This window comes from Flavobacterium sp. NLM (genome assembly GCF_002210235.1).
Classification (GTDB): Bacteria; Bacteroidota; Bacteroidia; order Flavobacteriales; family Flavobacteriaceae; genus Flavobacterium; species Flavobacterium panici.
This window is the reverse complement of sequence record NZ_LIAC01000008.1, coordinates 64948-88869: the sequence shown is the minus strand read 5'-3', so window position 1 is coordinate 88869 and position 23922 is coordinate 64948. Positions and strand designations below refer to the sequence as shown.

The following is a 23922-nucleotide window of genomic DNA, read 5'->3' as shown; positions in this document are numbered from 1 at the left end:
AGAACTGTCAGAGTTTTTTCGCAGCCATTTCTCAAAAAAAAACTCTAATTATAAACCTTTTTTGTTCATAATTAGAGTTTTTCTTATTTTCTTTAAAATAATGTTACTTTACTTCGATAATCTTATTTTTTGTACCAATTCCGTTTTCGTTAAAAGGCTCAATTGTAAAATAATACTTTGTTCCTTTGTCTAAACCTCTAAAATCGTACGTGTTATCTCCATAAACCATAATACTGTTGTATAATTTATCCGGAGCAATTCCATAATAAATATTGTATCCTACAGCATCATTTTGTTTTTTCCACGAAATCATAGCGTTTCTTGAATCTGCTTTATTTCTGTCTACTTTAAAAGATGAAATTGCTTTTGGTTTTTCTGATAATCCATTTCCAAAAACCCTGAAATCAGAAATGGCAAACAAGCCAGATGCATTGTGAATGTTAACCATTTTGATGTAACGCGCTTTAAATGATTTTGTTAATTCAACATAATCATGCGGAGCATCTTTATCATTTTTAGATTTATCTACCACCAAAGTCCAGTTTTGTCCATCATCAGACATAAATATTTTATACTGGTAATAAATGTCCATTGCTTTGTTATACTGCGTTGCTTTATGATCTGCATAATTGATCTGCAATGCCTTAATTTCCATTTGACGGCCTAAATCCATTTGAAGCCATTCGTATGGATTGCCTGTTTTAGCAGACCAATAGGTTTGGATATTTTCATCGGTTAAATTTTCAGGACCATAACAAAATTTCTCGTAGACTTTTTTTCCGCCGTTATCCATTCTGTGTGTTTCAACTTCCAAACATTCTTCAGAAGACGAAACGGTTACAGGTTTTTTATAAGAAAGCAGCATCCATCCAGATGAAGCTCCTTTTGTCTGGTCACGATTACCTGTTGGAAGAACAATTGGAAAATCTCCGTAAGACGTAATAGAATACATGACATCATCTTTATCAAATCCAGCAGGAAACATATCGATACGACGCTCAAAACGATCTTTTATAGAAATCTTACATGTTCCTGTGTTCCAATAATTTCCGTAGTTATCTGCAAAAGTATTTCCGTGTCCGGCACCAATTACAAATCCGCCCGGTTTATAAGACATTGGATTGTGTTTTTGATACGTAAATGGGCCTAATGGATTATCACCAACATGCACTCCGTTTGCATAACCTTTAAATTCGGTTGCAGGCGCGCCATACTGCATATAATATTTTCCGTTGTGTTTCGTCATCCACGCTCCTTCAATAAAATTTCCCCAAGGTGCCGGTTCCATATCATTATTTGGGCCAAAACGTTCCCAGCCGTGAGCTGCAGGATCTAAAATAGCAACTTCTTTGATCTGTCCATACGGGCGCTGAATATCTTCTACTTCTGTTGCTTTGTATAATTGTGCATAATCTGCCTGATTTCCTTTTGGAAGCCATGTATTGTAATCAACTTCAGTACCTACAAGCGGCAGTTTTCCGCTTGAGCCATAATACATGTATACTTTTTTATCGTCATCCTGAAAGATCGCAGGATCCCAAGTTGGCAGCATAGCTTTGTCTACGTGACGTGTCCATCTTCCCGATTTTGGGTCGGCAGTTTTCCAAATTGGATGATCTCTGTTCCATGTTGAACCCACATAAAATAAAGTATCATTTACAACCCACGCCGCAGGTGCACATTGGTCATCATCTCCGGGCTTTCTTTGAAAACTTCCGTAAACGAAATTCCAGTCTGACATGTCTTTACTCCAAAAGAAACCTGCCTGATTGGTAGCAAATAAATAGTATTCGCCTTTATAAGTGATAATTACAGGATCAGCACTTGAACGGCGCGATTCAGGAATTCCGTTATGATTGTGAGTCGTAAAATTATAGCCAATATTAATTGGATTACAATAAGTTGTTGCTGGTTTATTTGGGTCAAACCAATCTGTTTTTCCGGGAATATTCGCTTTTTGCGACCACATACTTGTTGTACAGGCAGCCAAAAGCAATAGGAATATCTTTTTCATTTGTATTCTTTTTAAGTTTATAGAATTCAATCTTTTAGTAAAATGATGATGAAAATCTATTTTTTTTCTTTTAATCTTTCGCTTAAAAGTTCAGGTTCGTTTGTGGTAATGTAATTGAATTTATTCGCTATAATCCAATCCATATCAGCGGCTTCGTTAACTGTCCAGGCATTTAGGATAATCTTGTTGTCTTTCGCTTCCTTAATCCATTCGGGATGTTTTTTAAAGACTGAATAATGATAATCGACACCTGAAATATTATCTGCTTTTAGTTCTTTTGGAGATTTATTTCCTTCTAAATACTGTAAAACGGTTTTCTGGTCAACTTGTCTAATTTGTTTTAGAATTTCATAGTCGAAACTTATATAGCAGGTGTTTTTATCTGCTTTTAGCTTTTTAATGATTTCAACAGACATTAACGCCGTTTTTTGTCCTCTTTCTTTACTAATTTCCGAAGGTTTTATTTCGCAGACTAAAAGAGTTTGTTTGTTGTTCTTTTTTCCTTCTGAAATGTATTCGTGTAATGTTGGAAGTTTTTCTCCGTTAGAAAGTTTAAACTTTATTAAGTCGGCATAATTAGTTTCTTCAATAAGTAATTTGTTATAATGCGCATCGTGATTGATTACAAGCGAATCATCTGCCGTTCTCCAAACATCAAATTCTGAACCGGGAAGTTTTAAATCAATTGCATGTCGTAAAGAAGCAATAGAATTTTCAGGAAGGCTATTTTTTTTCCATGCGCCACGATGTGCCACTATTGCATTCTCCTTTACACAGCATGATTGAAAAAAAATTGTTACTGCTAAAAAAAGTAGTATTCTGAGTGCTTTAATAGTCTTCATTATTTTAAAATTATGTTTTATAAAAATGTTGTTTTATAAAAAAAGCCCTCCGTCAACCAAACGGAGGGCCTTACTAATCAATAAACCAACTATTTAGTTAACTCAAAACTAACTTTCTTGTCGGCAGTTGAATTTCCTCCAACGAAAACATCGAACTGTCCAGGTTCTGCTGCGAATTGCAAATCAGAATTATAAAATTTTAAATCTTCAACAGTAATGTCAAAACTTACTGTTTGTTTTTCACCTTTTTTAAGTGCTATTTTTTGGAAACCTTTCAATTCTCTAACTGGTCTTGTTACTGAACCAACTAAATCTCTAATGTATAATTGAACTGTTTCTTTTCCGTCAAAATTTCCAGTATTTGCTACGTCAACTGTTACTTTTAATTTTCCGCTGAAATTCATTTTATCAGAAGAAATTTTAAGGTTTGAATAATCAAAAGTCGTATAACTTAACCCAAATCCAAATGGGAATAATGGCTCGTTTCTTTCGTCAATATAATTTGATCTGAATTTTTCGAATTTTCCTTCTGTATTAGAAAGTGGTCTTCCTGTATTTTTGTGTGCGTAGTAAATTGGTAACTGACCAACGCTTCTTGGGAAAGTTGTTGTTAGTTTTCCAGAAGGATTTACATCTCCAAATAAAACGTCAGCAATGGCGTAACCCGCTTCTGTACCAGCAAACCAAGCATTTAAAATGGCTGGAACTGTTTTTTCTTCGTCAGTAATTACTAACGGACGTCCGTCAAATAAAACTACAACAACTGGTTTTCCAGTTTTTAATAATGCGTTTAATAAATCTTTTTGTGCTTGTGGAATTTCTAGATTTGTACGGCTGCTTGATTCTCCGCTCATTTCTGCAGATTCTCCAATTGCTGCAATAATTACATCAGATTGCTGAGCTACTTTTAAAGCTTCTGCTAATAATTCTTCTTTTGAACGTGCATCACGGTGTAATGTTTTTCCAAACATTGTTGCTTTAGTTTCAAATTCTTCGTCGTAATCTAAATTACTTCCTTTAGCATATAAAACTTTTGTTGATGGTCCTGCAACTTCTTTAATTCCAGCTAATAATGAAACGGCATTTTCCATTCTTGTAGCAACGCTCCATGTTCCCGGCATGTTTTCTTTAGCATCTGCCAAAGGCCCGATTAAACCAATTGTTCCTGATTTTTTAAGAGGTAATAATTGATTTTGGTTTTTTAACAATACCAATGATTGTGCAGCGATTTGACGTGCTTCTTTTCTGCTGTCTGTTGTAAAAATCTCCGTTTTAGCTCTTTTCTCATCGCAATATTTATATGGATCCTGGAATAAACCTAAATCATATTTTGCTTCTAAAATAAGTCTAACCGCATTGTCAATTGTTTCGATAGAAACTCTTTTCTCATCTAATGATTTTTTCAAAGTTCCTAAGAAACCTTCTCCAACCATATCCATTTCAACTCCAGCGTTTAATGCTAAAGCAGAAACGTCCTGAAGGTTACCCATTCCGTGCTCGATCATTTCAGGAATTCCTGTAAAATCTGTTACTACGAAACCTTTAAAACCCCATTGTTTTCTTAAAACATCTGTCATCAACCATTTGTTTCCTGTTGCCGGAATTCCGTCAATTTCATTGAAAGAAGCCATAACCGATCCTACTCCAGCGTCAACAGCTGCTTTGTAAGGTGGAAAATAGTCATTAAACATTCTGATATGACTCATATCAACTGTGTTGTAATCGCGACCTGCTTCTGGCGCACCATATAATGCAAAGTGTTTTACACACGCTAAAATGGAGTTATTTTTTGAAAGATCATGTTGTTGGTATCCGTTTACCATTGCTTTTGCAATCTGGCTTCCTAAGTACGGATCTTCTCCTGAACCTTCAGAAACTCTTCCCCAGCGCGGGTCACGAGAGATATCTACCATTGGCGAAAATGTCCAGTTGATTCCGTCTGCACTTGCTTCTTTTGCAGCAATCTGCGCACTTCTTTCTATTAAAGCCATATCCCAGGTACAAGATAATCCTAACGGAATTGGGAATGTTGTTTCGTAACCGTGAATAACGTCCATACCAAAAAGTAATGGAATTTTTAAACGGCTTTGTTCGACAGCAATTTTTTGTACTTCTTTAATTTTTTGTACTGATTTTATATTGAACAAACCGCCCACTTTTCCTTCTGCAATATTTTTTGCAACGTTTGAGCTGTTTGCCTGTCCTGTTGTAATATCACCAGATGTTGGTAAATTTAACTGTCCTAATTTTTCTTCTAATGTCATTTTTGACATTAATTCTGCTACAAACTCTGACTTAGGTTTAATTTTCACTGTACTTTTTGTGCTCTTTTTTTGAGCGTAACCCAAAACAGCACATCCTAAAAAAAGTAAGACTAATTTGTTTTTCATTCTATAATATTTATTTGTTCATATTTGATTTTTTCTGTTTCAACATCCAGTCATAAATTTCGGGATTGTCGTAAACTCGTGTCCAGCTGTCGTGTCCAGCATCATCAAAAATAGTTAACTGAACATCTTTTGCATTACATTTTTTTAATTCTTTGTAAACGCTTATGGCATAATCTACTTTTACCACATCATCTAATAATCCGTGGAAAATTCTGGTTGGAATATTGGCTATTTCACAAGTTTTTTCTAACTGAATTAAATCTACAAAGCCAGCGACAGGTACGTTTGCGGCAAATAGATCCGGATGTGCAAAAGCCAAATTCCACGAAGCCCAGCCTCCTGAGCTCAAACCAGTAACATATATTCTTTCTGAATCAATTTTATTCTCTTTCTGAATTTTTAAAATCAGTTCATAAATTGATTCTGTATCCCAATTTTCATTTTCTTTACATTGCGGCGCTAAAACATAAGCGTCTAACTGATGCGTTTTTAAATATTTAAAAGGACCATGAATTTTTACTTTTTCAATGTCTGTCCCTTTTTCTCCATCACCTGAAATAAAAACTATTAATGGCTTTTTATCTTTTGTATTGGCTGGTTTATGCAATATGTAGCCTAATTCATTATTCGTTACAATAACTGTTTTTATTTTTCCTGTGGTTTCACTTTGCGCAAAACCCAATGCAGAAATAAACAGCAATAATAGACCTAGTTTATATTTCATAATAGATTATTTCTTAAATACCGTATTTTCCTGATGTAAAGCCTAGTTTTTTTAGACCTTGCTTTGTGTCAGATGCATTCATAAATAACTTCCATAATAAACCCGTTCTGTAATTTTCAATCATTGGCGCTATTGTTCCTTGATCAATCGCTAAATATCTAGCTGTTACCCAATTGTATTGTGGAGAAAAAGCATCATAAGGCCCTGCAATTCCAACATATTTTGCTTTGTTTTCATCATATAAATAATGCAGGAATTTCATAGATTCTATTGGCGTGTACGGAAATGATGATAACGCTGCTGTTGGCGAAATTACTCCATTGTCGTTATTTGGCTGGTGTGCTGTATAACCTGTTGTTCCATCAGGATTTCTGGTATAACTTGCTGTTAACCCCCAGCATTTATCTGAATAATCTTTAAAACCTTTTGGATTGGCAATGCTGTACTGAACCATGATTTTAGCGTGGTTTTGAGTCAATTGCCAATAATCTGCATATTTGTCTTTCAGGTTATTTGGATCTAAACCTAAATAAGAATAATGCGACCAGAACATTGGCCCGACATTTCCTGAAGCTCCATTGTAGTTTAAAACTACCGGAATACCGTATTGAGATCTGCCATCTATTATAGCACCATTTCTTGCCCATGCTTTATGATAAGCTTCTGCAGAAATTGGATGTGTAGGCGAAGAAGCTGCCATTACATATGTAATTAAGCATTCGTTATATCCTTCTAACTTGAAATTCATTTCCCAGCCATAATTTGGTGACCAATGCCAGTATAATGCGTCTTGTCCTTGGGTGTACCAATCCCATTCTACACCTTTCCAAAGTTCATCCGCTTTTGTCGCTAATTCTTTTTCAGCTGTACTTCCGTTTTTAAAATATTCTCTGATCGTAATTAATGCCTGGCAAACAAAAGAAGTTTCTACTAAATCTCCTCCGTTATCTTTTGTTCCAAATGGAATTACTTTTCCTGCTTTATTGTCCATCCAGTGCGGCCACGCTCCATGAAAACGATCTGCTTTTTCAAGGAAGGTTAAGGCTGTTGTAAGTCTAGAAACAGCTTCTGCCCTAGGTAAAAAACCTCTTTCTACGCCTACAATAATGCTCATTAAACCAAAAGCTGAACCACCTGTAGTTACAATATTTGACTCAAAATTAGGATCTTCAGTAATATATCTTTCTCTTGCAAGTTTTGAATTAGAATCTGCGTATTCCCAAAAATATTTTATTGCATCTTTCTGCACCTGATCCATTGCTTCTGTATCTGTCAAAGGCTTTGTTGGTGTAGTTGGAGTTGTTGGTAAAGGGGTTCCTCCTCCTGTTCCATCAGGTCCCGAAGATGAACATGAGTTAAAAAAACTAAAAAGAGAGACTATGTATATTGAAATTTTCATGTCGATAAATAATGTATTAACTAATTAAAATACACCTGGAGGAAAAACCTCCAGGTGTTTAAAGAATGCTTATCTTTTGTCTTTTTCTAATTTATAAAGAGCTACGACTTCATTGTCAGTAAGAGCTGCATCATAAATTCTGAATTCGTCCATTAAACCTGTATAGTGAAGCATCCATCCATCAGCCGCTCCCCAAGGAGCACCTAAATGCTGCTGATAACCTCCAATAATAAATTTAGAAACTTCAGAGTTTGCTAATTCTCCATAAGGCCCTCCTCCAGTTGAAGGATCACTTGCATATCTTTTTGAGATAGAAGCAGGTATATCTAACTTTTGTCCATCGATATAAATACTATATGTAGAGCTTGTTCCATTGTAAGTCCAAACTAAATGTTTCCATGCTCCAAACATATTGGCTAAAACATTTGTTCCTCCATGCTCAATAAATTGTCCTGCCCAAGGAATACTTGGTGTAACATCTTTTTGAATATGATTTTTCAACAACATTGTTGTTGCTGGTCCTGTTCCTTCAATAAGGGTAAAAATATTTCCCCAAAAATCTGTTTTTTTAGGAAGCATAAACAATGACTGTGCACCACCTGTGTGTGGATCTGTTTTAATCCACATTGAAACTGTTACACTTTTCAGGTTTACAACTGAATTTGCAACCGTATTATAAGAAATAAAAGAACTTGGAGATCCTTTATATGCTTCTCCTTTTATACCGGTTTCATAAGTTACATTTGTAGCTGATCCGTCTGTTATGCTATTTTTTGAATCGGCAATATTACCGTCAAAACTAAATTTGGATACTAAGTGAGCAGCTGCAACATCATCTGAATTCTCATATCCTCCAATTGACTCATATGGAATTGGACTGTTTACTTTATCAATACTATCCTCGCAGCCAGCAAACAATGTTGAAGCTAAAACAAAAGAAAGCATGAAAATAGATTTATTTTTTTTCATTTTTAATGTCTTTAAGAATTAATAACCAGGATTTTGAGCTGATAAACCATCTGCTTGTTTGATGAACGATGCCGGAATAGGAAATAATTCGTTTTTACCTTCAGTAAACGTTTTCCCATCTATAGCAAAAGCAGCTTTAGCCTGACCTGTACGTACTAAATCAAAAAATCTGTCGTGCTCAAAAGCCATTTCTACTCTTCTTTCTTTCCAAATTGCAATTCTAACATCTGCTTGAGAAACTGCAGGAGTATCTCCTAAACCAGCTCTTTTTCTAATTTGATTTAATAAAGGAATAGCGTCTGAAGTTTGTCCTAGTTCGTTTAATGCTTCTGCTTTCATTAATAAAACCTCAGCATATCTTAGGTATTTAATATCAACATCTGTTTCCCATGCATCTGTATAAGCTGATGAATATGCTTTGTAGTTGTATCTTTCATTTTCAACTGTTGTTGGTATTACTCTTCCATCATATAAAGTTGATCCTCTAAAAATGATTGTTGCTGCTTTTCTTACGTCGCCAGCTTCATAAGCGTCTACTAAACTTTGAGATGGTGTATTAAAACCCCAACCCCAACCGCCGGTACCACGGGCACCTTGCGTGTTAGAATAACCTTCAATTCCTTTTGCCGGAACTGCACCTTGTGCATAAATTTCGAAAATAGATTCTGAATCAAATTTTCCTGCTGGTCTGTACATGGATGCATAATCATTTACAATAGAATAACCTGTAACTTTATTAGCATTATCAATTACTTGCTGCCATTTCTTTTGATATAAACTTACTTTTGCTAAAAGTGCATATGCTGCACCTTTTGAAGCTCTTGATTTATCATTAGCTCCATAAGCTGTTTTTTCAGGTAACGCTGCAATTGCATCATTTAAATCTGCTTCGATAAAAGCATATACTTCTGCAGATGTTTTACGTGTTAACTGCATAATTCTGTCTGACTCTGAAGCCGGAACTGGTAAATGATCTACAATTGGCACTCCACCGTAACATTTTACCAAAGTAAAATACATAAAGGCTCTTAAAAATTTAGCTTCACCTGCTAATCTGTTTCTTAAATTAACATTTACTTTATCTAATTTTGGAAGTATGTTTAAGGCCTGATTACATTTGTTTATTCCATCATAATTAGCAATAAAAGTGCTTTCAGCAGAAGGATTAGAAGCATTATAAGTCAAAGCATCCAATACATCTTTATCTGTTCCTGTATCTCCGGCAGAAGATCCTTTATCAGCATCATCAGATGTAATGCTAGAAAGGCCGATCCAACCAAAAGAAGTCATATCCCAATTTAAAAACTTGTTATAAATTGCTGTTACAAATTGTGCTGCTCCAGCTTCGTTATTAAATAACTCTACATCGTCTGTAGAAATAGATTCCGTTTGATCTACATCTAAATAATCGTCTGCACATGCTGTAAAAAAGAACGCTGATAATACAAACGTTGCTATATATATCTTTTTCATAATATTAAAATTTTAAATTAGCACCAAGTACAAATGATCTTAAAGTTGGGTAAGCATCAAGCTCAACACCTTGGGTTCCATAAGGATTTCCATCTCCGTTTAACTCTGGAGAGAATCCTGAGAATTTTTGTGTAATAAATGGATTAATCGCATTTACATAAATTCTACATGCACTTATGAAACTACCTTCCTGCAATGGTAATTTGTATCCTAGTGTAATGTTGTTAATTCTAAAGAAATCACCTGACTCTAGGTAATAAGTAGAAGCTACTGGTACCTGATTAAATGGTGCAGGATTTGACGCAGTTACATTATTTGGTGTCCAAAAATCTGTAGCGATAGAATTTTCTATGTTTTCTCCATAAAAACGCTGTGCTTTTTTTCCGTTATATACTTTTGCACCAGCAGTACCATAACCATCAACAGAGAAATCAAAGTTTTTGTAATTGAATCCTAAAGAAACTCCGTAATTAGATTTTGGTAAACTTGAACCAACGTATTTTTTATCAACAGTAGCACTTAAAGCATCCTGAGTTACTTTATCTCCCGCAGCGTTGTAGTATAACATTTTTCCGTTTGCAGGATCAAAACCAGCATATTCATAAATATAGAAACTACCTAATGGCTGACCGATAGTAGTGTTATCAAGTAACTTTGTATCTTGTCCATTTCCTAATCCTCCACCAATAACTGGAGATAAAACAACATTTTTTAAACCTGTAAGTTCATTTTTGTTGTTAGAAAAGTTTCCTCCAACATAGTAGCTGAAATTTTCACCAATTTTATCATCCCAACGTAAAGAGATTTCATATCCTTTATTAGATACTTCTCCTACGTGTGCTGGTGATGCAGTCGTAATTCCAGATGTAATGTATGGTTTTGTATTTAAAATTACATTGTTTGTATTTTTGTCATATACATCAAAAGTCCCTTTTAATCTGCTGTCTAAAAATTCAAAATCTAAACCTGCAGAAGTTTCTTCTGTAACCTCCCAAGATAGACTTGGATCAATTTGAGAATTAATAGTTGTTCCTTCATTAAGAATTGAACCTCCTAAATAAGCATTAAGTCCTGAAGTATAACCTTGGCTGTTAAGTGGTACATTTTGATTTCCTAATTTTCCCCAGCTTCCTCTAAGTTTCAACAAGTTGATTCCTTTAGCATCAGCTAAAAAGCTTTCTTTTGTAATAATCCATCCTGCCCCAAAAGCTGGAAAAGTTCCCCAACGGTAGTCTTTACCAAAATTTGAAGACCCATCACGTCTAACAGTTCCTGTTAACAAATATCTGTCTAATAATTTATACTGGAAACGACCTAAATAAGATGCTAATTTAGTTTCGTTAAAAACTTCATCTTTATAACTTGTTACATTTGTTGCGTATTCAACATCTTTTAAAGACCAATAATTTGCATCTGCATTAACATTTTTTCTTTTTATAGTCAACTTCTCTCTTGATCCTTTAACATAGGTCTCAATACCAGCAGTGACTTCAATATCGTGTATTTCGTTAAATACTTTATTATATGTTAAGTAGTTAGATAAACTCCAGTTATAATATTGCTCTCTTCCTTTTGTTAATAAATTGATATTAGCATTTGGAAACTCCTTTTCATAATCACTTGAAACTTTATTAGGATTTGCTGCTAACCAGATATTCTTAGTGTCTTCGAAATTATATTGCTTCCAAGTGTAATATTCACCATTAAATTGAGAAGTAAATTTTAAAGATTTTAAAATTTCATAATCTAATTTTAAGCCTCCTTGTAAAGTAATGCTGCGTTGTTGTTCGTCGAAGAAATCTAATTGAGCAACTGGATTTCCAACATTATTAATTGAGCTTCCGGTTTCACTTGCAAAACCATCATCACCTACACGAGAAACTCCATATTTACCATCTGCAAAATATACAGGAACAACAGGAGATTGTTTGTAAGCATTTGTAAAAGCTGATAATGGTTGTGGAGCTGATTTAGTCGATGTTAAACTAAAGTTTTGAGTTAAAGTCAATTTCTTAGAAATTTTATATTCATTATTATTTCTAAAAGTAGTACGCCCATAATCTAAACCATTTAATATCCCTTTTTCTTCATAATTTCCTAAACTGAAAAAGTATTTAATGTTTTCTGTAGCACCAGAAACAGATATGTTATTTTGAGTATAACTTCCTGTTCTTGTAATTTCATCAAACCAATCTGTGTTAACCGGCTGATCTTGAGAAAATGTAGTAGATTGTAATGCTGAATTAGTGTAGTATGCGAATTTATTACTTCCAGCCATTTTTACTTTTTTAAGCGGCGTTCTTACACCACCAAAGCTTTCAATTTCAACAGAGACTTTATCTCCTTTACCTTTCTTAGTAGTAATAATGATTACTCCATTTGCAGCTCTTGTACCATAAATAGCCAGTGCAGAAGCATCTTTTAAAATGTCATATGAAGTAATATCATTTGTATTAATATTGTTGATGTTTTCTGTTGCCATTCCATCTACAATATATAAGGGCGATCTTCCCCCTAAAGCTGTACCCAAACCTCTAATTACTACAGAGGGAGTACTTCCTGGTACATCAGAAGAAGTTACTTGTACACCTGCCGCTTTCCCTTGAATAGCTTGAGATGCATTTAGAACTTTTGTTTTTGCCACGTCTTCCCCTTTTAATGAAGAAATTGCAGTTGTGTTATCAATCTTTTTTCTCGTACCGTACCCAATTACAACAACTTCTTTTAAGGCAGTATCAGCTGCTTCTTTTAAGGTAATTGTCATTGGTGCGGTTGTTGCCGGTACAGAAACTGGATCAAAACCTAACATAGAGACTTTTAAAATGTCTCCAGGTTTTGCATTGATTGTAAAGTTTCCGTCGAAATCTGCATCAGCAGTTGCTCTAGCATCAGATGAAGCAATCACTGCTCCGGGAATTCCCATTCCGCTGCTGTCAACTACTTTCCCTTTAATTGCTTGTGCTTGTCCAGACATATAGACTGGTAACAATAAGAGCACAAATAAGCTAAAAATAAAATTTTTCATACAGTTTGTAATCGTTTAAGTTAGTAGAGCCAAATTAAGCAATTACAACGTTGTAGTACATCAAATACCACTACAGCATAGCTACATCATTATGTTAAAACACAAGTGTATCCTAATGATTATCAATATCATAAATGTTAAATCAATTTCTTTAACATAACCTTATGATGTAGTAATGATGTATTGGAATTATGTAAATTTTGATGTAGAAAAATATAAATTCTGTAAAAAACAAACTGTAATCTTACAGACTTAATAAAAACTTGGACAGGTTTTCGTCCTGAGTCAGATTTAATTTCTTTCTGAGGCGATATCTGTGCAGTTCTACACCTCTAAAAGAGATGTTCATCATAGGTGCAATTTCCTTTGAAGAAAGGTTCATTTTAAGATAAACACACAGTTTTATATCTTTTGGAGTTAAGTGAGGATATTTTTTTGAAAGGTTTATAATAAACTCATTATGGATTTGATTTAAATTAGTCTCAAATATTTCCCATTCGTGTTTATTTACTTCATTTATCTTGATTGCTTTTTTAATTTCGCTTTTAAGTTTATTGAAATCTTTTTCAGAATCTAAAATGCTTTGGATATTTTCAATCATTTCGCTTTGCTTAGCAATTGACAACGATTTTCCGGCAACCTCAGAAGATTTGGTTTGTAATTCCAGTTCTAAAATATGTTTTTCGTATTCCTGAATATTTAATTCGTTTTCCTTTTTTAATTCCATTTCAAGAATTTCACGCTGATGCTTTAATTCTTCGGCCTGTAATTTTAATTTTTGTGTATAACGAAGCTTATTCCATTTATAATAGAAAAACAATACTGCCCCTATTAACAATAGATAAAGAAGAATCATCCAAAAAGAGAAATACCATGGCTGAGCAACTTTAAAATCAAAACTGGAAACTTTATCATAATTAGCCCCATCATGTTTAAAAATTACAACGGAATGTGAACCGCTGCTTAAATTATTTAAAACTATAGCTCCATTTGAAATTGGAATATAATTTTTGCCTTTATTTATCTGATAAAATAAATTTGGTTTGCTTGCACCGTAAATTCCGGAAATAACATTTATTCTGAGTTCTGTATTGTGTTTTATTTTTCCATCATTTTCCAGTAGTTCATTGTCATTGTAAGCTTCAACTTTAACGCCTTTGTTTTGTTCATTTTGATATCCTAACTGAAGTGAAATAAAACCATCATCAAGATTGAGTAAATAATGATTCTGACTTCTAAAAATTCTCAGGTTTTCGTTAATAAGTTTTCCTTTATAATATTTCTCCTGAATAATATTCCAGATAAACTTATTGTCGTGTGAATAGATATGATATAAAATTCCGTCCTGAAGCACCATAAAATGATCCTTATCGATTGCCACAACGTCAGAAATATTTTTAAAATTCGTATTGAACAATTCATTTTCTTCTAATTTATTCGAAATCGAATTAAACGTGTACCAAACGTTATTGATTAGAAAAAGTATTTCGTTTCTAAATTCAAAAATCTTAACACCAAAATCATTTTTGATTTTACTTTGCTGCGTGATGTTTTCAACCTTTATAGTTTTGAAATTATCATCCAGAAAAACCCGATACAATCCACGGTAATTATCGGCTGCCCAAATTTCATTTTTTTTATTTTGGGCTACATATTTAATCGGTTTCGAAAGATCATTTATTCTTATATTCTGCGATAGTTTTGACGCATCATCATAAACTAAAACGCCGCTGTAGGTAGACTGAAAATACGCATCATTAATAGTACTTTTTGATAAATTCCATCCGCCGCTCACATTATTTATTTTTGCCAAAGCACCATTTTCATAACAAAAAGTTCCGTCATTATGACCTATAACATATTTACTGCCAATTTTGGTAATATTCCAACCCTGTCCTTGCGTGTTTGGGAGCATTTTAAAATTACCTGAATCAAATTCAAAAATTCCGTGATTTGAAGCTATTAGATAACCTTTATCAATTGTCGCAACTGAATATACAGATCCCAGAATTCCGGAATTATCATAAAAGAATGAAATAGGAGAATTAACCTCAACATGTGCAAGTCCGTTATCAAGACCCAGCCATAAATCTTCTTCTTTATCAAAACCAATACTTAAAACCGAATTATTCATCAGAACATTATTTCGGTCAATATTTTTAAAAGTATTATTGTTGAAATCGTATATAAAAACGCCTTTGTTTCCTGTGCCGATAACTAGCTTATTATTTTTAATAAACTTGGCTACATTAATTCCGTTAGATTTTAAAGTTTCATTTAATGGATTATTCCAGGGTTTTAAACCTCCATTTTCAACAATGAAAATTCCTTTTTTTTGTGTAAAAATATAGGTTTTGTTTTTATCCTTTTCTATCGCGTGAACAACCGTATTTTTTAAAATATTCCAGCCTTTCGGGTTTGCAATTTTGGAACCTTTCATTTTAAAAAGACCTTTATCTACTGAAGCAACATACAGATCTTTGTCAACAACGAAACAGTAAGAAATTAAAAAAGGAAATTTAATTTTTTTAATGTGTTTTCCATCATAAATAAAAACATCATTGAAAGACTGAAAATACAACGAACCATTAAACCTGAAAATTTTCCAGATTTCTTCATTGTCTTTTTCAGCAAATAAGCGAAGATTTTTGGTGATAGAAACGTAACGCATTTTACCATTTTCTCTGTACCAATATCCAAATTCTTTGTATGAACCGGAGTAAATTCGGTCTCCTTCAATTAAAATTGAGCGAATAATTGTCTTATTGGGCAGAGCATATTTTTCCCAAATAACGCCGTCATAACGCAGTAAATAATGGTTATTAGCAAAATACATGGCTTTATCTTTACCCTGAGCAACATTCCAGATTTGATTGTCACCCTGATAGTCTGATTTATTATAATTTTCTACGAAAGGAAGAAGTTCTTGTGCTTGAATTTGAAAAGCAGCGAAAAACAAGAAAATTGATTTTAAAAGTATCGATTTCAAGATATTCGGTTTTAAATTCAAAGATACTGACAAATATTGATTTTTTGGATCAAAAAAAGCTTCTCGATCGAGAAGCTTTCTTTATATTTAAATTTATTTTTCTAATTTTCTAATAACTGATAAACCTGATTTGCGATTTCATATTCTTCATCAGTTGGTACAACCAAAACTTTCGTTTTTGAATTTGCTGTGCTAATTTCTCTGATTTCTTTTGAACGAATTTGATTTTTTTCGGGATCAATTTCAATTCCAAAATAATCCATATCGGTACAAATCAATTTACGCATGTATGAAGAGTTTTCACCAATTCCGGCAGTAAAAATAATAGCGTCTAATCCGTTTAAAGCTGCTGTATATGAACCTATAGTTTTCCTGATTCTGTAGGCATTCATTAATAAGGCTAATTGACAGTCTTTATTTCCTTCTTCGGCTTTAGATTCGATATCACGAAGGTCGCTGTAACCTGTTAAACCAAGCATTCCGCTTTGTTTTAGCAAAATAGAATTTACTTCATCTGGTGTATAACCTAAATTTTTAACCATATAAAAAATAACCGATTGATCGATATCACCGGCACGAGTTCCCATAACTAAACCATTTGCCGGAGAAAATCCCATGGTTGTATCGATACTTTTTCCATCTTTTACAGCTGTCATACTGCAGCCGTTTCCTAAGTGAATTGTAATTATTCTCGAACCTTTTTCTAAATAGCCAATGGCCTTTTCTGAAACATATTTATGGCTTGTTCCATGAAAACCGTAAACACGAACTTTATGTTCTGTTAAAAGGAAATTTGGAATGGCATATTTATAAGCTTCAACAGGAATCGTCTGATGGAAAGCAGTATCAAAAACGGCTACTTGTTTTGCTCCTGAAAAAATTTCTTCGGCAACATTAATTCCCACTAAATGAGCAGGATTATGAAGCGGAGCCAGCTCTGAAAGCTCTTTTATTTTGTCTTTAACTTCTTCGGTAATTATGGTTGTATTGGAGAAATAACTTCCGCCATGCACTACTCTGTGTCCAACTGCCGTAATTTCTGAAGTTGTTTTTATAACTCCTTTTTCAGGATCAAGAAGCATATCGGCAACCTTTTGCAAACCAATTTTATGGGTTTGAACAGGCAGTATTTCTTCATATGAATTTGAAGCTGTTTTAAACGTAATATTTGATGTTTCTAAACCAATTCTATCGATCATTCCAGTACAAATTACTTCGTTTTCCGGCATAACCATTAATTGGTATTTTATGGATGAACTTCCTGAGTTAATTATAAGTATTTTCATTTTTTATGTTTTTGCCACAAAGGCGCTAAGTCACTAAGTTTATTTTAATTCTGAAGACAGAAATTTTACTTTTTTATTGTTGAGATTAGCACGCGGATAACGCGGATTTACTTCGTAAAGACGCGGATTGAAAAGGATTTTTTATTCGATCAAAAATAAAATCCGTGTAAATCTGCGTTTTCGCGGTAGCGAATCAGTCTCATCCGCGTTCTATTTTTTAATTTTTTATTTCTTGTTGTTGAGATTAGCACGCGGATGACGCGGATTTACTTCGTAAAGACACGGATTAAAACGGATTTTTATTCTATCAAAAATAAAATCTGTGTAAATCTGCGTTTTCGCGATAGCGAATCAGTCTCATTCGCGTTCTATTTTTTTATTTTAATTCCAAATTTTTAATTGATTATAATCCCTGCGCTTGTATTGCTGTAATTACAACTGTATTGATAATATCATCGACTGTACAGCCTCGGCTTAAATCATTTACAGGTTTGTTTAAACCTTGTAACATTGGTCCAATTGCTAAAGCACCTGTTTCTCTTTGTACGGCTTTATAAGTATTATTTCCGGTATTTAAATCAGGGAAAATAAGTACGCTCGCCTGTCCTGCTACTTCAGAATCCGGCATTTTGCTTTTTCCAACCGCGCGATCGACTGCAGCATCGTATTGAATTGGCCCTTCAATTTTTAAATCAGGACGTTTTTGTTTTACGATTTCGGTTGCGGTTCTCACTTTATCTACTTCATCCCCTTTTCCTGAAGCTCCTGAAGAATACGAAAGCATAGCTATTTTTGGTTCAATTCCGAAAGCGGAACTTGATTCTGCTGATGAAATGGCAATTTCTGCCAATTGTTCTGCCGTTGGGTTTGGATTAATGGCACAATCTCCAAAAACAGAAACCCTGTCTTCTAAACACATAAAAAATACGGATGAAACGACAGAAGAATTTGGTTTTGTTTTGATGAACTGAAGCGCCGGTAAAATAGTATGCTGCGTTGTATGTGCCGCTCCCGAAACCATTCCGTCGGCGTGGCCTTTGTACACCATCATCGTTCCGAAATACGAAACATCTTCCATTAAATCCCTGGCCATTGTAATACTTACGTTTTTAGCTTTTCTAAGCTCATAATACGTATTGGCGTAATCTTCGTAAAGTTCAGATTCTTTAGGATTTATAATATTTACTTTTGAAAAATCAAGGGTGATTCCTAATTCAGTAACTTTATTTTCAATTTGCTTTTTATCTCCAATAATCGAAATATCAACTACATCCATTGCCAAAAGCCTTGAAGCTGCAATAATAATCCTGTCATCATTTCCTTCCGGAAGAACGATGTGCTTGCGATGCTGTCTGGCTCTTTTAACCATATTGTATTGAAACATTTTTGGCGTCATGCCTTCTGCTTCAAAAGTGATTAATCTTTCTGATAAAGCGTCGTTATCAACGTATTTCTCAAATGTAGTTATTGAGGTTTCGATCTTGTGCGTATTGTTAGCGTAGATTTCAGATTTAATAGATCCTATTTTGTTTGTAATGTGATACGTTCCGCCATCAACAGCAATAATTGGAACAATGGCCGAAAGTCCTTCTATAAGCTTTAAAATACTTTCTTCCGGAACAATATTTCCGGTTAGAATGATTCCTGAAATAGTTGGGTAATTTGCAGATTCATTTGCCTGTAAAGCTCCCAGAATAATATCAGATCGATCTCCTGGCGTAATTACGAGCGCGTTATTATTTAAATGAACCAAATAGTTATGCAATTGCATAGCTCCCACACTAAAATGGCCAATTTCATTATTCAGGTAATTTTCTCCAAATAACACTTTTGCGTTAAGTTCATTTACAATTTCCTGCATGGTAGGATTGTTTAAACTTGAAACCAGCGGAATTGTATTTACTAAAACATTTGGAGGAAGGCTTTTTTGCAGGCTTTTGGTAACTAATTCAATATTTTCGGGCTGTACTTTATTGGCAAAAACAGATAAAACTTCAACCTCTTTTACTTTAAAAGAATCGTAAACCAGATACAAACTATCAACCAGTTCTTCTAAAGTTTTACCAATTCCTGAACCAATAATTATGGTTGGAATTCCGAGGTTTTTTGCAATTAAAACATTCAAATCTAATTCAATAGAAGTTCCTTCACCGGTAAAACTCGTTCCTTCAACCAAAACAAAATCAAATCGTTCTTCCAGTTTTTTATATTTCTCGATAATCAAATCCAGAACCTCTCCTATTTTACCTTTATTTTTCTTTTTAATCAGTTTGCTTTTTGTGATAGCATACGCATCTTCAAAATGAATATCAAGGTTAAAATAAGACAAAACTGTTTCGATATGATTATCTACTTCACCATCCACAAAATCTTCGATTATAGGCCTGAAATAACCTACTTTAGCCGTTTTACCAATCAAAATACTCATTAAGCCAAGTGTAATTATCGACTTCCCGCTGTTTTGATCGCTTGTGGCTATATATATAGCTTTACTCATAATTATTTATATTATTCTAAATATTAAATCCACACAAAATCATTTTTTTCTAAATTGAAATAAACATTAAAACCAACGTCTTTTCTTGAAATAAATGATTAATCCCAACACTAACAAAAACATAATGCCCATTACTACAAAATAGCCGTTTTCTGTTTTCAGTTCCGGCATATTTTCGAAATTCATTCCATACACTCCAACAATAAAAGTCAGCGGAATAAATATGGCTGAGATTATAGTTAAAGTTTTCATGATTTCATTCATTTTCCGGCTTTGTTCCGAAAAATAAAAATTAGAGGCACTTTCGAGCGCGCTCATATCTGATTCTATTTGTTCCAAAAGTTCTAAACTTTTTTGATGAAGTCTGATAAAGAAATTAAACGTTTCTTTCTGAATCAGACCGTTATTTTCATCGTCATCTTTAATTGTTTTTAGATAATATAAAGAATCCCGAAGCGGAACTATTGAACGTTTTAGAAAATTAAAATTATCCCTGTGATTCTCAATTTTTTCTAAAATTACAGGATCAGCTCCTTTTTTAGTCAAATTGATTAATTCTTCGATCTTCTCTTCTTCATCTTCAATTGTAATGTAGAAGTTTTCCATAACGGCATCTAAAAGTAAATACAGCAAATAATCTACTTTTTTAGTCCTTACAATTCCTGCATGTGTACGAAGGCGCTCGCGAATGTGGGTAAAGAAATCACTTCGTTTTTCCTGAAATGAGATTAAAATTCCGTCTTTTAAAATAAAACTAATTTGTTCTACGCTGATACTATCTGAATATTCAGAAGGCAAAAGTGATTTTATATTAAAGAATAAAACATTTTGCTGTTCCTCTAGCTTGGTTCTTTTGGTAGTATTTAAAATATCGGCAAGTAAAAAATCATCCAGCTTAAAATGTGCACCAATTGTTTTAATAAGATTGATGTCATTTAGACCATGAATATTCAGCCAGTTATTTTTAGAATAATCAAAACAGGAATTTAAAGCAAGAACTGTAAACTTTTCATATTCAACAACATCGGCATCATCATAAACAAAAAGCTGCATTTCGGCTTCATGTTCTTTATGCGAGCCTGTATATTCTAAAGTAATGTGTTGGAGCTTTCTTCCTTTTTTGTATTTAATCTTTCTCATTCAAAAAAATTTACAATAGTAATATTACGAAAAAGAATCTGAATGGGAAATGACAATTGTCATTTTGTAAAAAACCTTATAAATAGATGCACTGCAGTGCATCTCTACGTTAAATAACAGGCATAAAAAAACCGAGTCATTTCTAACTCGGTTTGATATCATTTTCGATGTAATTTATTGTTTGTAAACCGTATATGATAAATTAGTAAACACTCCATTTTTTACTTCAAAAACTTCTGGAGTTACAATTTTAGTTTGCAACACGCCTCCTTTTACAGCTTTAAAACTAAATGTTCCCGAAACCGTCTTTTTATTTGGATCCATTGCGGTTATTGTTATTTTTCCAGAAACAGGAATGTGTTCTGTATAAGTATTTCCATCGATTAAATAAGAATTAATAAATAATGCATCACTAACCTGTAATTTTTTATCTTCTTCATCTATCTCTTCGTAAAAATTATATTCTTTTAATGGCATTGCATCTTCAGCAGTAGTAGCGTTTTCACATGCAAGCATAAGCATTTTAGAATCATCTTGAATGTTTATATCAAAACGCTGGTTCATTCCTGGTACTTTAATTAAAGTCACACTATTGATTTTTGTAGGTTTCCAGTCTGCTCCATTTATAACAGCAGAAACTGAGTTTTCATTGTCAACAGCATTATCATCGTTATCACTGCTGCATCCCGTAAATAGAATAGTCAGGAAGATAAACCCGAGGCTTAAGATTTTTTTCATGGTATTTTTTGTTTTAGGTTATTTTTCCCAAAACTAAGCTAAAACCTGATAATTAAATTGAGGGAAACCTCATTTTGCGAAGTTTTTTTCAATTAAATCAATCTTAATTTTCATATAACTGAAACACAACAATTTAATATATAGACACAAAAAAACCGAGTCATTTCTGACTCGGTTTTTATATTCAATTGTAGAGACGCACCGCAGTGCGTCTTTACGTAGTAAATTATTTTACTTCTTCGAATTCAACGTCTTCAACATTGTCTCCAGATTGCTCTTGTTGTGGAGCAGCTTGTTGACCTTGTTCACCACCTTGAGCGTACATTGCTTCTGTAGCTGTTTTCCAAGCTGCATTTACATTGTCTAATCCTTTTTGGATTGCCTCAAGATCTTGAGATTGGTGAGCAAATCTTAATTCAGTTAAAGCAAACTCGATAGCTGTTTTTTGATCGTCTGTTAATTTATCTCCCAATTCTTTCAATTGACTTTCAGTTTGGAAAATAGTACTATCAGCTTCGTTCAATTTTTCAGCTCTTTCTTTTGCAATTCTGTCAGCATCAGCGTTAGCTTCAGCATCTTTTTTCATTTTTTCGATTTCTTCAGCTGTTAATCCAGAAGAAGCCTCGATACGGATATCGTGAGATTTTCCAGTTCCTTTATCAGTTGCAGATACTTTGATGATACCATTAGCATCGATATCGAAAGTTACTTCGATTTGAGGAACTCCTCTTGGTGCTGGCGGGATACCATCTAAGTGGAAACGACCAATAGTTTTGTTATCAGCAGCCATAGCTCTTTCTCCTTGTAATACGTGGATTTCAACAGATGGTTGAGAATCAGCAGCAGTAGAGAATACTTGAGATTTTTTAGTTGGGATAGTTGTGTTAGACTCGATTAATTTAGTCAATACACCACCCATAGTTTCGATACCTAAAGAAAGAGGTGTTACGTCAAGTAACAATACATCTTTTACATCTCCAGATAAAACTCCACCTTGAATAGCAGCTCCAATAGCAACAACCTCATCAGGGTTAACACCTTTAGAAGCTTTTTTACCGAAGAATTTCTCTACTTCGTCTGCGATTCTTGGCATACGAGTAGAACCTCCTACAAGGATAACTTCGTCGATATCAGATGTAGATAAACCTGCATCTTTTAATGCTTTAGCAACTGGCTCCATAGAACGTTTTACTAAAGTATCAGATAATTGCTCAAATTTAGCTCTAGATAATTTTTTCACTAAGTGTTTTGGTCCAGAAGCAGTAGCAGTTACGTATGGTAAGTTGATTTCTGTTTCAGCAGAAGATGATAATTCAATCTTAGCTTTCTCAGCAGCTTCTTTTAAACGTTGTAATGACATTGGATCCAAACGTAAATCAATACCTTCTTCAGATTTGAATTCGTCAGCTAACCAGTCAATAATAACCTGGTCAAAATCATCACCACCTAAGTGAGTATCACCATTTGTAGATAATACTTCAAATACACCGTCACCTAATTCAAGAACAGAGATATCAAAAGTACCTCCACCTAAATCGTAAACAGCAATTTTTTGATCAGTTCCTTTTTTATCTAATCCGTAAGCAAGTGCAGCAGCAGTTGGCTCGTTGATGATACGCATAACTTTAAGACCAGCAATTTCACCAGCTTCTTTAGTAGCTTGACGTTGTGCATCGTTAAAGTAAGCAGGAACAGTAATAACTGCTTCAGTTACAGTTTGACCTAAATAGTCTTCAGCAGTTTTTTTCATTTTTTGAAGTGTCATTGCAGACAACTCCTGAGCAGTGTATAAACGACCATCAATATCCACACGTGGAGTATTGTTGTCACCTTTTACAACACTGTAAGGAACTCTTTTTGCCTCATCTTGAGTTTCAGCAAAAGTGTGTCCCATAAAACGTTTAATAGAAGCAATCGTTTTTGTAGGATTCGTTACTGCTTGTCTTTTTGCAGGATCCCCTACTTTAATTTCGCCACCTTCAACAAAAGCGATGATAGATGGAGTCGTTCTTTTTCCTTCTGCATTAGGGATAACAACTGCTTCGTTACCTTCCATTACAGAAACACAAGAGTTCGTCGTACCTAAGTCAATTCCGATTATTTTACCCATTTTTTATATATTTAATTTTGATTTAATTTTCATAACTCACGTGGCATAAGTCAATCTTTGTGCCAAGATAAAAAACCAAAGTAAATTGTCAGTTTTAATATTGGCACAACAATATTCATCTGACAACATGACATTTTTCAAGACTGACAACCATGGCATAAGCCTATAAATATGTCATATTTAAAGGAGCTTATTCCCGCTATCCGCTATATCTTTTATGGTCTCGTTAAAGAAACGAGACCATAAAAGGATGCCGCTTCTATCGGGGCTAGGGCATTAGTTTTCATTAGAACTTTTGTCTTTCTCCAATCAGAATAATTTTTAAT

Annotated in this window: 14 protein-coding genes; all 14 read right to left on the bottom strand. The window is 33.9% G+C overall.

Translation table 11 applies throughout. The features are described 5' to 3' along the window. Positions 1-103: 103 nt before the first annotated feature. Positions 104-2014: a discoidin domain-containing protein gene (locus APR43_RS11465; RefSeq protein ID WP_053473495.1), complete on the bottom strand. Its 1911-nt coding sequence runs from the start codon at positions 2012-2014 to the stop codon at positions 104-106. Positions 2015-2070: 56 nt separating this feature from the next. Continuing rightward, complete coding sequence (locus APR43_RS11460; protein WP_053473496.1) at positions 2071-2856, bottom strand: glycerophosphodiester phosphodiesterase family protein; 786 nt, start codon at positions 2854-2856, stop codon at positions 2071-2073. An 89-nt stretch (positions 2857-2945) separates the two neighbouring features. Next, entirely contained in the window at positions 2946-5246 is a 2301-nt protein-coding gene (gene bglX / locus APR43_RS11455) for a beta-glucosidase BglX (protein WP_053473497.1), read from the bottom strand. Between the two features lie 10 nt (positions 5247-5256). Further along, positions 5257-5970, bottom strand: a complete 714-nt coding sequence (locus APR43_RS11450; RefSeq protein WP_053473498.1) for a prolyl oligopeptidase family serine peptidase — start codon at positions 5968-5970, stop codon at positions 5257-5259. Between the two features lie 13 nt (positions 5971-5983). Further along, the gene (locus APR43_RS11445) at positions 5984-7369 is read right to left on the bottom strand and encodes a glucoamylase family protein (protein ID WP_053473499.1); all 1386 of its coding nucleotides are present in this window, start codon (positions 7367-7369) and stop codon (positions 5984-5986) included. 69 nt (positions 7370-7438) lie between these two features. Then, positions 7439-8338 (bottom strand): LamG domain-containing protein, encoded by a 900-nt coding sequence (locus tag APR43_RS11440; protein ID WP_053473500.1) that lies wholly within the window; start codon positions 8336-8338, stop codon positions 7439-7441. Between the two features lie 18 nt (positions 8339-8356). Then, entirely contained in the window at positions 8357-9811 is a 1455-nt protein-coding gene (locus APR43_RS11435; protein ID WP_053473501.1) for a RagB/SusD family nutrient uptake outer membrane protein, read from the bottom strand. A 4-nt stretch (positions 9812-9815) separates the two neighbouring features. Then, complete coding sequence (locus APR43_RS11430; protein ID WP_053473502.1) at positions 9816-12836, bottom strand: SusC/RagA family TonB-linked outer membrane protein; 3021 nt, start codon at positions 12834-12836, stop codon at positions 9816-9818. A 244-nt stretch (positions 12837-13080) separates the two neighbouring features. Next, entirely contained in the window at positions 13081-15825 is a 2745-nt protein-coding gene (locus APR43_RS11425) for a LuxR C-terminal-related transcriptional regulator (protein WP_053473758.1), read from the bottom strand. 101 nt (positions 15826-15926) lie between these two features. Beyond that, the gene (locus APR43_RS11420; protein WP_053473503.1) at positions 15927-17111 is read right to left on the bottom strand and encodes an acetate/propionate family kinase; all 1185 of its coding nucleotides are present in this window, start codon (positions 17109-17111) and stop codon (positions 15927-15929) included. A 403-nt stretch (positions 17112-17514) separates the two neighbouring features. Further along, the gene (gene pta / locus APR43_RS11415) at positions 17515-19608 is read right to left on the bottom strand and encodes a phosphate acetyltransferase (protein ID WP_053473504.1); all 2094 of its coding nucleotides are present in this window, start codon (positions 19606-19608) and stop codon (positions 17515-17517) included. 66 nt (positions 19609-19674) lie between these two features. Then, positions 19675-20748: a magnesium/cobalt transporter CorA gene (corA, locus tag APR43_RS11410; protein WP_053473505.1), complete on the bottom strand. Its 1074-nt coding sequence runs from the start codon at positions 20746-20748 to the stop codon at positions 19675-19677. A 174-nt stretch (positions 20749-20922) separates the two neighbouring features. Next, positions 20923-21486, bottom strand: coding sequence for a DUF6252 family protein (locus tag APR43_RS11405; protein ID WP_053473506.1), 564 nt, complete (start codon positions 21484-21486; stop codon positions 20923-20925). Between the two features lie 226 nt (positions 21487-21712). Continuing rightward, complete coding sequence (gene dnaK / locus APR43_RS11400) at positions 21713-23596, bottom strand: molecular chaperone DnaK (RefSeq protein WP_053473507.1); 1884 nt, start codon at positions 23594-23596, stop codon at positions 21713-21715. Between the last annotated feature and the right edge of the window lie 326 nt (positions 23597-23922).

Coding starts and splice junctions, on each gene's coding strand:
- corA (WP_053473505.1), bottom strand. CDS start 20,748: ATGAGAAAGATTAAATACAAAAAAGGAAGAAAGCTCCAACACATTACT.
- APR43_RS11405 (WP_053473506.1), bottom strand. CDS start 21,486: ATGAAAAAAATCTTAAGCCTCGGGTTTATCTTCCTGACTATTCTATTT.
- bglX (WP_053473497.1), bottom strand. CDS start 5,246: ATGAAAAACAAATTAGTCTTACTTTTTTTAGGATGTGCTGTTTTGGGT.
- APR43_RS11440 (WP_053473500.1), bottom strand. CDS start 8,338: ATGAAAAAAAATAAATCTATTTTCATGCTTTCTTTTGTTTTAGCTTCA.
- APR43_RS11420 (WP_053473503.1), bottom strand. CDS start 17,111: ATGAAAATACTTATAATTAACTCAGGAAGTTCATCCATAAAATACCAA.
- dnaK (WP_053473507.1), bottom strand. CDS start 23,596: ATGGGTAAAATAATCGGAATTGACTTAGGTACGACGAACTCTTGTGTT.
- APR43_RS11450 (WP_053473498.1), bottom strand. CDS start 5,970: ATGAAATATAAACTAGGTCTATTATTGCTGTTTATTTCTGCATTGGGT.
- APR43_RS11430 (WP_053473502.1), bottom strand. CDS start 12,836: ATGAAAAATTTTATTTTTAGCTTATTTGTGCTCTTATTGTTACCAGTC.
- APR43_RS11465 (WP_053473495.1), bottom strand. CDS start 2,014: ATGAAAAAGATATTCCTATTGCTTTTGGCTGCCTGTACAACAAGTATG.
- APR43_RS11445 (WP_053473499.1), bottom strand. CDS start 7,369: ATGAAAATTTCAATATACATAGTCTCTCTTTTTAGTTTTTTTAACTCA.
- APR43_RS11460 (WP_053473496.1), bottom strand. CDS start 2,856: ATGAAGACTATTAAAGCACTCAGAATACTACTTTTTTTAGCAGTAACA.
- APR43_RS11435 (WP_053473501.1), bottom strand. CDS start 9,811: ATGAAAAAGATATATATAGCAACGTTTGTATTATCAGCGTTCTTTTTT.
- pta (WP_053473504.1), bottom strand. CDS start 19,608: ATGAGTAAAGCTATATATATAGCCACAAGCGATCAAAACAGCGGGAAG.